This is a genomic window from Aetokthonos hydrillicola CCALA 1050 (assembly GCF_017591665.1).
GTDB classification, from domain to species: domain Bacteria; phylum Cyanobacteriota; class Cyanobacteriia; order Cyanobacteriales; family Nostocaceae; genus Aetokthonos; species Aetokthonos hydrillicola.
The window spans coordinates 47884-61941 of record NZ_JAAKGC010000004.1 but is presented as its reverse complement, the minus strand read 5'-3'; the positions used below and the strand labels follow the sequence as shown (position 1 = coordinate 61941).

The 14058-nt window shown below is 40.5% G+C and carries 10 protein-coding genes; 4 read left to right on the top strand and 6 right to left on the bottom strand.

Annotation, left to right across the window (positions count from 1 at the left end; all coding sequences use genetic code 11):
- Positions 1–240 precede the first annotated feature (240 nt).
- Positions 241–1257 carry a ketol-acid reductoisomerase gene (ilvC, locus tag G4P69_RS03190; protein WP_310834052.1) on the bottom strand — a complete coding sequence of 339 codons (1017 nt, stop codon included), beginning with the start codon at positions 1255–1257 and terminating at the stop codon, positions 241–243.
- A 584-nt stretch (positions 1258–1841) separates the two neighbouring features.
- Between ilvC and G4P69_RS03185 the strand changes: the two genes are divergently transcribed.
- The 4 genes from G4P69_RS03185 (at position 1842) to G4P69_RS03170 (ending at position 6163) form a co-directional block, all read left to right on the top strand.
- On the top strand, positions 1842–2231 hold the full coding sequence (locus G4P69_RS03185; RefSeq protein ID WP_208343871.1) for a hypothetical protein: 390 nt from the start codon (positions 1842–1844) through the stop codon (positions 2229–2231).
- A gap of 213 nt (positions 2232–2444) precedes the next feature.
- Complete coding sequence (locus G4P69_RS03180) at positions 2445–2783, top strand: hypothetical protein (RefSeq protein WP_208343870.1); 339 nt, start codon at positions 2445–2447, stop codon at positions 2781–2783.
- A 99-nt stretch (positions 2784–2882) separates the two neighbouring features.
- Positions 2883–4280 carry a TniQ family protein gene (locus G4P69_RS03175; RefSeq protein WP_208348392.1) on the top strand — a complete coding sequence of 466 codons (1398 nt, stop codon included), beginning with the start codon at positions 2883–2885 and terminating at the stop codon, positions 4278–4280.
- Between the two features lie 884 nt (positions 4281–5164).
- On the top strand, positions 5165–6163 hold the full coding sequence (locus tag G4P69_RS03170) for a DMT family transporter (RefSeq protein ID WP_208348390.1): 999 nt from the start codon (positions 5165–5167) through the stop codon (positions 6161–6163).
- A 126-nt stretch (positions 6164–6289) separates the two neighbouring features.
- Here the strand turns inward: G4P69_RS03170 and G4P69_RS03165 are convergent, their stop codons facing one another.
- The 5 genes from G4P69_RS03165 to dps form a co-directional block, all read right to left on the bottom strand.
- Entirely contained in the window at positions 6290–9463 is a 3174-nt protein-coding gene (locus G4P69_RS03165; RefSeq protein WP_208348388.1) for an efflux RND transporter permease subunit, read from the bottom strand.
- Between the two features lie 201 nt (positions 9464–9664).
- Positions 9665–10978, bottom strand: a complete 1314-nt coding sequence (locus G4P69_RS03160; RefSeq protein ID WP_208348386.1) for an efflux RND transporter periplasmic adaptor subunit — start codon at positions 10976–10978, stop codon at positions 9665–9667.
- Positions 10979–11282: 304 nt separating this feature from the next.
- Complete coding sequence (locus G4P69_RS03155) at positions 11283–12077, bottom strand: HAD-IIB family hydrolase (protein ID WP_208345969.1); 795 nt, start codon at positions 12075–12077, stop codon at positions 11283–11285.
- Positions 12078–12123: 46 nt separating this feature from the next.
- Positions 12124–12840 carry a pirin family protein gene (locus G4P69_RS03150; RefSeq protein WP_208345970.1) on the bottom strand — a complete coding sequence of 239 codons (717 nt, stop codon included), beginning with the start codon at positions 12838–12840 and terminating at the stop codon, positions 12124–12126.
- 240 nt (positions 12841–13080) lie between these two features.
- The gene (gene dps / locus G4P69_RS03145; protein ID WP_208348382.1) at positions 13081–13641 is read right to left on the bottom strand and encodes a DNA starvation/stationary phase protection protein Dps; all 561 of its coding nucleotides are present in this window, start codon (positions 13639–13641) and stop codon (positions 13081–13083) included.
- Between the last annotated feature and the right edge of the window lie 417 nt (positions 13642–14058).

The following is a 14058-nucleotide window of genomic DNA, read 5'->3' as shown; positions in this document are numbered from 1 at the left end:
ATTAGAAGGGATTCCACGAATAATTTTTCGGCACTTAGGTGATTGACATTGACACTCAAACTCCAACGTACCTTATGTAATCGGAGTTATCGCATTTATACGCTTATAGCATTACCTCAGTTTACAGTTTTTCTAACTTTTTGTAAACTGCATCCACCTCGTTGTAATAAGTTAGTTAAGTATACTTCTGAGTTCAAAAGCCCCGGCTGTACGCGGGGCTTTTGAACCTCAATAGATAATTCAATCCTTCTTCATCCAGCTAAACATAGCGCGTAGATCCTTCCCAACCTCCTCAATTGGGTGTTCAGCTTCTTGACGCCTCATAGCAGTAAATCCTGGCTTACCAGATTGATTTTCCAATACGAATTCCCGTGCAAATTGACCTGATTGAATTTCTTTAAGAATTCGACGCATTTCAACTTTTGTTTCGTCGGTGACAATTCGAGGTCCACGGGTAAGGTCACCATATTCAGCAGTGTTGGATATGCTATCGCGCATTTTGGCTAATCCACCTTCTACAATCAAGTCAACAATCAATTTGACTTCGTGTAGACATTCAAAATAAGCCAATTCAGGTTGATAACCTGCTTCTACTAAAGTTTCAAATCCTGCTTTGATTAACGCGCTCAAACCACCACAAAGTACTGTTTGTTCCCCAAATAAATCGGTTTCTGTTTCTTCGCGGAAAGTGGTTTCGAGAATACCGCCGCGTGTTCCACCGATACCTTTAGCGTATGCCATAGCGCGATCGCGTGCTTGACCACTTGCATCCTGATACACTGCAAACAGACTTGGCACTCCCTGCCCTTGTTCATATGTTCGCCGTACTAAATGCCCTGGTCCTTTAGGCGCTACCATAATCACATCCACGTGAGGAGGTGGCACAACTTGTCCAAAATGAATATTGAAGCCGTGGGCAAACGCTAAAATATTACCTTCTTGCAAATGAGGTTCAATTTCATTTTTATAAATTGTTTTTTGTACCTCATCTGGTAGTAAAATCATGATCAAGTCAGCAGCTTTAGCTGCATCTGCCACATTCTTCACAGTTAGTCCAGCAGCTTCGGCTTTTGCTACTGATTTACTACCCGGATATAGGCCAACAATAACATTCATGCCACTGTCTTTAAGGTTGAGGGCATGGGCGTGACCTTGGGAACCATAACCAATAATGGCAATGGTTTTTTGCGCCAAAAGGTCTAAATTTGCATCTTCGTCGTAGTACATCCGGGCCATAGCAGCGTCTCCTGGTTGCAAGTATCGTGATTTATTATTGCAGAGTTGTTATTTTACAGGATTATGATGCTCTTTACCGATCAATTTTTTCAACTTTGCCGCAAGACCAACTATTCATGAGATAGAAAAAATTGGTGTTGATTTGGGTGTTAAACGGTTAGCAACATGCTCGGATGGTTCAACCTATGATATGCCAGATACTACCAAAAAAGCGAAAGCCAAGCTCAGTAAACTCCAATGGCAATGGCACAATCGTAGAAAAGTTTTATTAACCCACCAGCGCTGGGTCGTTTTTCATGTCCTAGTCTAAACTCCAGTTATCAAGTTCAATATCGTTTGATGTTGGTCGAGGCATAAAAGACATCCCAAATCTCTTCGCGATTGTAACTCGCGAATAAAATCGGCTTTCTGCACAATACCGTTGTAAGAAGCGATGTGGGTTCGCACATAAAGTGACAACGTTGTTCAAAAGTTGACAATTGTCGCGCAAAAGTTGACAAGAAGCGAGAGTCCGGTTAGGATGACGAAGTCTAAGTAAAGTGAGGCAAAAGCAGCATTGGCAGTTGGTGTAAGAAAAATAACGAACACTGGAACCAAGAAGGTGATTGGCAAGTTCCCAAGAAAGTGCTTTACTCCAGTTGCTTTTCAGAGGAGAACTGGAAATCAAGGAAATTGCTCATCCGAATAATTCAGCCAAGAAGAATAACTATTTATCAGCAGATTTTTCCCAGATTTCTTCCTTACTAAAGGAAGAAGCTAAAAGAAGATATAAATATACCAAACGGGTCTTAGAATTAAATTTATCCAAAAGAACGAGCGAGTCACTTACACCAATCATCCAACAAGTTTCAAGAGAAATTGTAGATGAACACCCTCCTAAGTGGAGAACCCTTTGCCGATGGTTGTATGACTATGAAAGTTCAGGACAAGACATTCGTTCGTTAGTGCCAAGACATAGTGCTAAAGGGAATCGTCGCCAGTTGGACGAAGAGTAGAAATTGACCATACTAAATTGCCGTTATTTGTTGTAGACCTGGAAACCAGAATGCCAATCGGTACCCCGTGGTTGACTAGCGTTCTCGACAAGTATTCGGGAATGGTTCTCGGCTACTACGCATCGACAAATTCTAGAACCTTTTAGATGGAGCGCTGATGCTGGAGAGGAATTTCGCAGCTTTCTGCACATAGCTGAATCGCAACTTCCTCTCATGGATAAATCTCATCTAGCAGACGAAGAGATGGCTTTCCGTTTCTTTTATGCCTCCGATGGAATTGTAGGTTACGTGATGAAATTAATTCGTTATGGCTCCTATTTAGCAATTAAGCAGGGGCAAGAAAAACTTGATCTAAATGTACTCGCTGAGGCTTTTAATCAGCATGTTTTGGCAGATAAACCTCAAAAGAAAAACCCTTTTATCACTGATGATTTTCTCAGCGATTGTTTAATGGAGTCGGAATTGCCGACTTCTCCCGTTATCAACGCTACCAGCAATAGAGTTAAGCCAAACAAGAAAAAGTTACGAGCATCTGATGTCCTTAATCGATAAAATTCTCGTCAGATGCTTTTCTATTTTTATACAAGAAAAGTAGTATAACTTTTCCCTTGGTCTCTAAGAGAAAGTCAAATTAAGATAAAGGATAAAAGAGTGAATACAAGCTTTCAATTCCTGCTTCGTACAGCTTCTCCATATAAAGATGAGAGCCTTGCTGGCTATATTCTTCGACTTACAGAAAAGAACTACTATGAGTCCCCACGTTGGATTTGGCAACTAGCAGGTTTATCTCAATATATATGTAATCCTAATCGGTTGTTTCCACCGCAGGATAATCTTGACCGATTGAGCCAAGCTACTGGTGTTAAAGAAGATATTTTGTGGTCAATGACATTTCCACCAGTTAATCCTCAAACTGGAATACTTAGCAGCCCCTTCAGCAAGGTAGCTGTGTTTAACCAAGTAACGTTACGATATATGATTCACACGCAAACTACAAAAGTTTGTTCACAGTGTTTGGTAGAATCGCTTTACGTGCGCAAGCTTTGGGATTTATCTTTTGTCACAGCTTGCCCTGTGCATCGCTGTTTGCTGATAGATCAATGTGTGAACTGTAGAAAATATCTGACCTGGTGGCGGTCAAAAGTGGCACAATGCCCATGTGGGTTTGATTGGCGAGAACTAAATGTTGTTCCACTACCAGAGGCTGAAGTTGTCTTCTGTAAATACGTGCATCAACTTTGTGGTCTGACTGTTGCTAGAAAAAACAATTGGCAACAGGATCTAGAAAGTAATTCTCACATCGAATTGAATTTAGAAAATTTAATCGGAGTGATTGTTTCGCTGATTGAACAAGATCTTAAATCAAGGTCAAGCCGAGACACCTATCTGAAATTCCGTCCGAATCAGGAGCGACATTTACTTATTACTCAAGCAGTCAGCGCTCTGGCAACCTGGTTTGGTGATTTTTCTGGGTTTTTGGGCTTTCTCACTAGCGACAGCCTCACTAATGCTCGTAGTCTTAAATTTTCTCCTCTAGGAAATTATTTACGTGAGTTGAATAGTAATTTGCTCCGAAAAACTACAGCTTTTTTATTAGAACACCCCCGCCACATGACCCAGAACTCAGACTTTAAACACAACAGTGAATCTGCGAAAAAGTTGACTCCTCGGGAACGCCGAGTACGGAATCGCCTTGAACGAGCCCATCAACTGCGTCAGGGAATTGCCAGCCTTCAAATGGAAATTGAGCGAGTTCAAGCATCCGGAGAAGTCGCTCCTCCCGGATGCTCGGTCAATTTATACCAAGCTAGAGGTAACAATAATTTCTTTTGGTATTACAAGTTACAAGCAAAACAGCCAATTTTTCCTAGTACCAAGAACCCAGGCAAATTCACCAAGTATAAGCACTTGGGTGCATCTGGGACTGAGGCACACTTGAGAGCCGTACTAGCTGTAGCAAGACGAGAAAAAATTGATATGTTAGAACGCACGCTCGCTTCTTTAGAACAGAGCTTGGAAATCATTCGCCAAGAGCAGGAACCGAAATAGAAGCGCTCGTTGATGGAAATTGCCATCTATTGCACGAATCTGGTAGTCTGTTGCCACTTTTTGTGCAAATTCTTGTCAACTTTTGTGCGAATTAGGCGATGAAAGTCTCATTCTTTCATCGCCCTGTTGTCAACTTTTGTGCGAACCGACAAGGCATATTGACAAATGCACTATAGTTATAAATTAGTACTTATATACCATAATCTATTTCCCCTAAAATCGTTCTATTGAAGATAGATGTGAGCGAAACAGAGATCCATCTATTAAGATGGGATTTTTATATGATTATCATTCTTACTAAACTTTTTTACGCGATAAGAGGTACTGACAAAAATCTATACATTGATACTCTGTCTCAACAGACAAACCTTCTCCTCATATCTTAAAAAGTATGATTTTGTCAATCTTTATTTAACAAAAAAACAGATTTACTTCTGCTAATTATCTAATAAATAATAAAATCAAAATATTTTTTTAAATAAAAATGCGTTTAGCATAAAAATAGGAAAATCAAATTCTATTTTTAATAGAAAATACAATATAACTAAACTACTCAGTATTAAGCCCTAGTAAAGCGGATATTTGGTTCTGATTTGCGGGAATTAATTATTAACAAACAAAACCTATATAATAGTTTTGATTAATGATATTAAAATTTTCTGTGAGAGGGTATGGCAAAAAGATGCGCACTTGCTCGAAGCAGCGCATAGTAGCTTGCAGGGGTACTATTGTACTGGACTAGAGTGAGAGCGATCGCCCATAGAGAGAGGCTAATTTTCGACTTAGCATTGGTTTAGAGTGAAGATGCTTGGCGAGAAAATTATATAATATAGTATCTAAGAAGAAATCAAGTATTTTTTACATAGGTGATACTATTAATACACATGACTAACGTAATTGAATTACCAGCAGTAAATACAGAGCAAAAGCCTAGTGCGATAGCATATTTTCTTCTTTTAATAGTCGCTTGCATCTATGGTCTAGCCCCAATACTTATTCGCATCTGTGAACAGGAAGTCTCTCCCAATGCTATAGTGTTTGATCGTTTTTGGATGACAGCTGCTATCATTGGGGTTTGGGAAGTTATAGTAAAAATTTATACTTGTGCATCTGATTCAGCGTCTGAGTCTGCTGAACCCTTAACTCTTACTGATGTTGGACTGTTTTTTCTTGCCGCTGGTTTCGGTGCATCTAATATAGCAGTTTGGACTTGGTCGCTAACTCAGACGAATATTGCCACTGCAAATTTACTCCATAATCTCACCCCATTTTTTGCAACCATAGGAGCCTGGTTTTTTTTTGGTCAACGTTTTGACAGAAAGTTTTTCCTCGGCTTAGTGTTAAGCTTAACAGGAGCAATTACCATTGGCATTGATGATTTTCAAATATCTGCAGATAACCTCATAGGTGATGGTCTAGCCTTACTCTCCGCTATCTTCTACGCTGGTACTGTGTTATGTGGGGAAAAACTAAGAGCGAAGTTTTCCACAACCAAAATTATGTTTTGGAGCTGTTTGTTGAGGAGTTTGTGGATGCTCCCAATCGTTTGTCTTTTTAAGATCAACATTTTCCCAATCTCAGTAAATGGGTGGTTGGCACTGATTTCCTTGGTAGTTTTATCTCAAGTAGTTGGTCTAGCAATTTTGCTTTACTATCTGAAACGCTTCTCGGCAGGGTTTGTCTCTCTTTTCTTGTTGTTTGATCCAATCCTTGCTGCAATCTTAGCTTGGCTCATATTTGGCGAGAAGTTAAGCATGATCAACTGGTTTGCTTTAGTTATTGTTTTACTCGGTGTATACTTAGCCAAGTCTAGTCAAGGACATGAGAAAACAACGAACGCAGCAGATCATAGAGCAGTGAATGAAACAGTAAGTGAGTCTTGATTTCTGTAATTAGAAGGATAAACTTGTTCTCTTTAAAAGTGAGTGGGTAGATCCCACAGTGCTTTACCCACTCACTTTTAGGATTTGGGTACAGTCTTCCTACACCAAAAGAAGAAGTCGAAAATATTACATAGCAGTTTCAGAGGGAATTCGACCATCCTCAACAGGCTCTTTATGGTGAGGAGGACGACGAGGGTTAAAGCGATCGCGAATCGTGTTAATTACAATATAGAGAATTGGCACGATAAACAAGCTTAAAAAAGTAGAAACAATCATTCCTCCAAAGACAGCCGTACCGAGAGACTGACTACTAGATGCACCTGCACCTTCAGCAGTTACCAATGGCCAAATACCTAAAATAAAAGCAAAGGAAGTCATAAGAATTGGTCGCAACCGTTCTTCTGCTGCTTGTATAGCTGCTTTAGTAATTGAAAATCCTCTCTCTCTTAGTTGGTTAGCAAATTCTACGATCAGAATCGCATTCTTACTAGCCAAACCAATCAGCATCACCAAACCCACTTGGCAAAATACATTGTTGGGAAAACCTCTCAAAGATTGCGCTACCAGTGCTCCAAAGATAGCCAACGGAACAGCAAGCATAATAATTAACGGGTCAACGTAGTTCTCGTACTGAGCAGCAAGTACCAAGAAAACAAACACAAGACCCAACCCAAAAATTAAAGGTGCTTGACCTCCAGATGCTAGTTCTTCAGCAGCAATTCCTGACCATTCGTAGTCAAAACTTGCTGGTAAAACTTGTTTTGCCAGTTGTTCCATTGCTTTAATTGCTTGTCCTGAACTCGTACCAGGAGCTGCAGAACCATTAATTTCTATAGAGCGGAAAAGGTTGTAATGGTTGATTGTTTGCGCAGCAGTAGTAGGAGTTACTTTTACTAAACTACTCAGGGGAATCATTTGATTATCGGCAGAACGAACATATAATCGGCCAATATCCGACGGATTAGAACGAAATTGTTGATCTGCTTGAACATAAACTCGGTAAGTTCGCCGCAAGAAATTAAAGTCGTTAACGTATTTTGAACCTAAGTAATTTTGTAAAGTGATCAAGATATCGTTTATGGAAACTTGCAAAGCCTTAGCTTTAGTGCGGTCTATTTCAATCAGATTTTGAGGCGTATTTGCTGTAAACGTGCTAAATACAGCTTGCAATCCTGGTGTTTGATTACCCCGTACCATTAATTCACCCATGATTTGCAGCATGGTATTTAATTCGTTGTTACCAGCTCTATCTTGCAGTTCAAATTGAAAGCCACTGAAACTACCTAAACCTTGAATCGCTGGTGGATTGACTGGGAACACATTGGCTTCTGTAATTGCTGATAGCTTCATTCTCAACTTTTTAATGATTTCCTGTGCTGACTGGCTGGAATCATGGCGCTGTTGCCAAGGTTTAAGGGTTGTAAAAATAGCACCACTATTAACAGTGTTACCACTAAAACCAAAGCCCCCAATAGCAAATGTACCCTCAACTTCAGGCAATTTGAGAATTTCTTTTTCTACTTGACTCATGACCTTACTGGTATAGTTAAGGGAAACACCATCAGGGCCTTTAATAATGGTGATGAAATAGCCTTGGTCTTCATCAGGTAAAAATGCTGTTGGTATGATCATGTAAAGCCATGCTGTCAGACCTAAGGACACGATAAACAGCAGAACTACGAAAACTTTTACGCGATTCAAGCTGATAAGCGATCGCTCGTATTGCCTGCGTGTCCAATTAATAGTCCGGTTAATGACTCTAAAAATCGATCCCAACCAACCACGTGGTTTCTGACCCCGACGCAGCATCAAAGCTCCTAAAGCAGGAGTGAGCGTTAGAGCAAGAAAAGTAGAAATTGCTACAGAAAAAGCAATTGTGAGAGCAAATTGTCGATAGATTTGTCCTGTAGAACCTGGAAAGAATGCTACTGGGACAAACACCGCCATTAACACTAGTGAGATCGCAATTACCGCCCCAGATAGTTCCCGCATTGACTCAGATGCTGCTTGCTGAGGTGGCATTTGTTCATCCTCAATTAAGCGAGCAATATTCTCAATAACGATGATCGCGTCATCAACCACCAGTCCAGTAGCTAAAGTCAGACCAAACATGGTCAAGGTATTGATCGAAAAACCGAAAACCTTAATAAAAGCAAAAGTCCCAATTAATGCTAGGGGAATGACAATAACAGGAATTATAGTAGTTCGCCAGTCTTGTAAGAAGATAAAAATCACAAATACGACAAGGGCGATCGCTTCAAACAACGTCTTGAGCACCTCTAAAAGAGATGCTCGGATAAATAGGGTCGTATCAAATGCTACCTGATAATTCATTCGTGGTGGAAAATTTTTCCGAAGTCGCAGCATTTCAGCTTTGACAGCCTTAGCAACATTTAAAGCATTACTTCCAGGAATAGGGAATATACCGATACCTACACCTTCCTGACCTCTAAATCTGAGAAAAGAAGTGTAATTTTCGGCTCCTAGTTCCGCCCGACCAACATCTTTTAGTTTAACAAGTGTACCATCACTACTGGTTTTGATTACAAGATTATTAAATTCATTAACACCCGTGATTCTACCCAAAACCTTCAAATCGATTTGATACATCTGATCTGATGGCCCTGGTGGTGTACCAATTTGCCCAGCGCCTACCTGGACGTTTTGTTCACTAACAGCATCAACAACATCCTGAGCAGTGAGGTTACGGCTAGCAAGGCGATTTGGATCGAGCCACAGACGCATAGCGTAACGGCGTGCACCAAAAATTTGTGCATCACTTACACCAGGAATCCTTTTGAGCGAATCTACTATATATAATTCCGCATAATTACTTAAAAAAGTGGTATCGTACTCTTGCTTTTCACTGTACAAACCCATTGCTAAGAGGATATTACTGTTCTGCTTAGTAACAGTAACCCCGTTTTTCTGTACAGGTTCTGGTAGCCTTGCTTGAGCTTGAGCAACACGATTTTGAACATCCGCTGCTGCAATATCTTTGTTACGTGATGCGTCAAATGTAATTGTAATTGTGCTTGTACCACTATTACTACTGCTCGAAGTCATATACTTTATGCCTTCGACACCGTTAATTTGCCGCTCTAAAATACTTGTGACTGTATCTTCTACAACTTCAGCACTAGCGCCAACGTAATTAGTAGTTACGTTAATTGTAGTGGGGCTAATTTCTGGATATTTATCTGTAGGTAATGTGGGGATACTAATTGCCCCTGCGATAAGAATAATAATGGCGCAAACACTGGTAAAAACAGGTCGCTTAATAAAGAAGTCAACGAACATAGAAACTATTTTCAGAGGGAACGGGGAACGGGGAACGGGGAACAGTGTGCTCGCATAACACATCTGTGGGATTGAAACAAGGACGCCGTTTTCAAAGCGCTACGCCAGAGCGAAAAACATCTTTTTCAAAAAGTGGTTAAGCCCACAACTGAAGTTTTTTCCTGTTCCCTGTTAAGAGTTCCCCGTTCCCTTTTTTTGTAACTAAGACTGAGGAACCACAGGAACACCATCTCTTAGATTAAGCAGACCTGAGACAATTATTTTCTCGCCGGTTTGTAATCCTTCAAGGACTTCATAATTATTACCTTGAATATTGCCTAATTTTACACGTTTTTGCTTAGCTAATATTTGGGGCTTTCCATCTGGAGATTGTTGTGTTTGGGTTACGTAAACAAAATTTTCTCCAGCAACACGTGTTACTGCTGTAGTTGGAATTAACACTCCTACACCTTGATGCCAAACCACTCTAGCATGTGCGAATTGATCTGCCCGCAGCTGATTTTTGGAGTTATTAAACAACGCTTTGATTAGTATAGATTGATTACTAGTATTGACACTTGGAGCAATAAAAAATACTTTACTAGTACCTAAGCTTTGGCCTTTTGCATCCATTATCTCTACTACCATTCCCTTACGCAATTCTGATGCTCGCTCCATTGGTACAGAAATATTCACTTCTAAGGGTTGGTTCTGAGTGAGGGTTGTTAGCGGTGTTGAAGTATTTACGAAATCACCTACTTTCACTGGTATCTCACCAACTGTACCACGAAACGGAGCAGTGATTTTGTAGTACTGAAGCTGAACTTGTTGTTGGTTAGTATTAGCCTGTGCTTGCTGTAAGGATTTTTCTGCCTGAGCAATGCTCGCTTGCTGTGCTTGAATCTTACCAACTGTTGCACGGAGTGCAGCCTCTGCTGTGGCGATTTTATTTGCGTACTGATCCCTAATCTCTTGAGATACAGCTCCTTGAGCAGCTAGACTAGAATACCTTTGGTATTGTTGCTGGTTCAATTTCACATCCGCTTCGTTAGATTTTTTGTCAGCTTCCAAAGAAGTAAGCTGAGCGCGAGCATTTGCCAGCTGTGCGCGAGACCCCTCAGCAGCAGCTAGATTACTATTAACTGATGCTTGCTGCTGTCTGGGGTCTATTAGCATAATCGGGTCTCCTTGTGCAACTTCAGTTCCTACTCGAACGAATATCTGAGAGACTTGACCCTGAATTCTCGGTTGTAGCTTGACTGATTGCCGAGACTCTAAACCAGCAATAAAATCTGAACTATCTTCAGTGGTAGCTGAACGGACTGTGGATAGTTTAACTTGCGCTGGTGGTGGACCACTAGCAGCAGACGGTGGTTTATTTCCAGGATTTAGAAACCGCCAAAGGAAAAATCCTCCTCCTGTTAGTAGTAGTAAAGCCAACAGCCACCAAAGCCAATTTTGCTGTCCATGTGGTTGCTCTACTACAGTTTCTGGTAAATTTTCTCCAAAGTCCGTTTCCGACTGAGACGATTTCATGGCTTACATAACAACTAACAAAAAACTAGGTCAAAGCAAAACAGGATTTTGCTTTGACATACTGACACACGACAAATTATTTATTCAGAATGAGGCTCATCCTCAAGTTGTGAATTAGCCTCATTTATAACTTGGTGTATAGAGAGTAAAAGATACTATATTGTGTTACTTATCCGAATCTACCTTAAGTGGAAGATTAAAATAAGCTTACAAATAAGATTGTTATCTTGTCTTTTCAATTCTTGCTAAAATTTTTCTAATCTTGCTCTTAATAGGGTGTAAAGTCTCCAAACTCTTTTAAAATTTAGGGATTCTGTCTTTTACTGACCTTCAAAATATAATTAGACAACTCACAAAATCCCTCCCCCTCTCTAGCTGAAGTTATAAAAGCAGGTTGATACTTTAGTTGATTCACGTAGTCTAGGACATTGGCTACACCTATCGATAGAGGGAAATGATTGTGATCGAACAAACTTTCATCATTGGGACTATCACCTACAGTCAAAACTTGCTCTGGTGAGTACTCGGGAAAGCTTTCACGCAAGACCTTTAACAACCCTACACCCTTATCTTGTCCTAAAGGTTTGATATGACACTGTACATTACTGTAAGTAAATCCCCAGTTCATTTGCTGGCAGAGATCACCAAGAATTTGTATTTCATTTATACTTAATCCTTGCACATCAAAAGTCCAATCAGTAATGCGAAAGCGATTATCAGCAGATTCCCGAAGATGAGGAAATTGAGTTTGTAATTCTTGAAAAGCAACAGCCAATTTTTGCCGATGGATAACTAAATGAGGAATGAGCGTCAAGCCTACTGGAATCTCACTACCAGATGGGTAAAATAAACCACCGTTTTCTGCTATGGCACCAGCAATTGATAGATAACTTACTAGTCCACTTACCCAGCCTGATGACCGACCAGTAACAATTAATACTTTAAACCCGGCAAGTGCTAAATCTGTTAAAGCTTGCAACAAAGCAGGGGTAAATTTTCCTTTCGTAGTCAGAGTTCCATCCATATCTGTAGCAATTAGACGAACATTGCTAAAGGAATTAGCCGATGAAACGTGAGATAAAGGTAGCAGTCTATTCATAGAGAAGAGGGGGTAGAGAGCAGAGAGCATCCCTGCTCCCTTTAATTTATCCGAGATCGAAAAGCAAAATTTCAGCACCGATGTCGGTGGTAATGGTCAGTTCTTCTTCACCAGTTAATTCTACTCCATCACCTGCTCTAAGTTCTTCTCCATTGAGAGTCGCAACTCCTTTAGCCATTTGCAACCAGGCATAGCGGTTAGCTGGAACGTGATAATTTATAATATTACCAGGTTCGAGAATAGATGTATATAAATCCACATCTTGATAAACAGTAACAGCACCATCACGTCCATCTTTAGCCGCAATTAAGCGCAGTTTTCCACGCCGTTCGTCTAGAGAAAAAGCTTTTTGTTCATACCTTGGTTTTAGTCCTTTTTGGTTAGGAAGAATCCAAATTTGTAATAGATGAAGTGGCTCGGTTGGAGAAGGATTAAATTCACTGTGCATTATGCCGGTACCAGCACTCATAATTTGTGCTTCCCCAGGACGGATTATCGACCCGTTACCCAAACTGTCTTTGTGTTCAACGGCTCCTTCCAACACATATGTTAAAATCTCCATGTCCTGATGACCGTGAGTAGGAAACCCAGCACCAGGAACAACGCGATCGTCATTAATCACCCTTAGAGACCGAAATCCCATGCGGGTTGGATCGTAAAAATTACTAAAAGAAAATGTGTGGTAACTATCGAGCCAGCCTGTCTTGCTATGACCACGCGCATTCCTATCATGAATCAAGTGAGTTTTAGTGTTGTTCACCATGGTTGATATTCCCCTTTAATGAAAATTCCTTAGTGGAAAGTGTGCAGCAAAGTATACGGACGACTCTCAAATTTATTTGCTGTTCTAAATTCTGTATGCTACGCTTTGCACAATTGAAAGTAATAATTTAGAACTGCTCTACATAAATCAATTGTAATGTTTGTTTGAATAAAAAGAAAAGTACGCACTAAAAAGTAACGTACTTACTAAAAAGATACTTTGATGATGGTGCGTATTTAGTTATCTGGCAACTGCCGGTTGTTGAGTCTTAGCAGTGGCAACCGCACCGTTTGTTGCTGATCCTTGTAAATGAGCTTCTAAGAACCAGAGCCGCTTATCTATGGTGCGAGAAACTTCGGTGTAAAGATCAGCTGTGTCAGCATCTCCTAGCTCATTGGTTTTGTCGATCGCTTCTCTAAGATGTTTGGCGTAGGGTGCAAAGCGGTCTGCTAGGGCTGTCACATGTTCTATTCCTGCTAAAATGTCAACAGGATACTCTGGCAGTATGGAATTAGCAACCGCCATGCGCGCAGTTCCCATGGCGTAACCGCCCAAAGCAGTAACCCGTTCAGCTACCAGATCAATAAACTCTTCAAGCTCACCAGCAATTTCATCAAATAGTTCATGCAACTGGTAAAAGTCAGTTCCTTTGACATTCCAATGCGCTTGCTTGACCTGAGTTTTGAGATCTAAAGTAGCCGCTAAAGTTTGGTTAAGAAGCACAACGATTTTAGAGCGTGCTTCAGATGGAATATCGATACGAGTTGGATAAAGGCGTGATGAAAGATTGCTTTCAGTCATAATCGTAGCTCATCAGGATGGCCAGACTTAGTATACAGATAGTCAGATATTGTTGGAAACCGTCTATCGGCAGATGGAATTATGGGATTGTTTAATTATAATTTCTATAATTATTGTTTCCTAACTGATATCATCAACCGCGTTAAAGAGTAAATTATATAAGCGCGATCGCTTATTCTGTCTTCCTTTTGATATTCCTTAAACCTAAAAGGGTGTAGCATTTTTTGGAAAATAGCAAGCACCGCGCTTCTCTTCTCAAGAGGGGAGATGCTTCTCGCTATTCGGAAAGGCTGCGCCCGACGCGCAGCTATGCCCGCAGGGCTTTACACGAACGAGACGCTTCACCATCTTTTTTATAGGTAAGATCCAATTTTAATATATAGTAACCAACTCTTTTTGGTAAGTTGGACTAAAGAT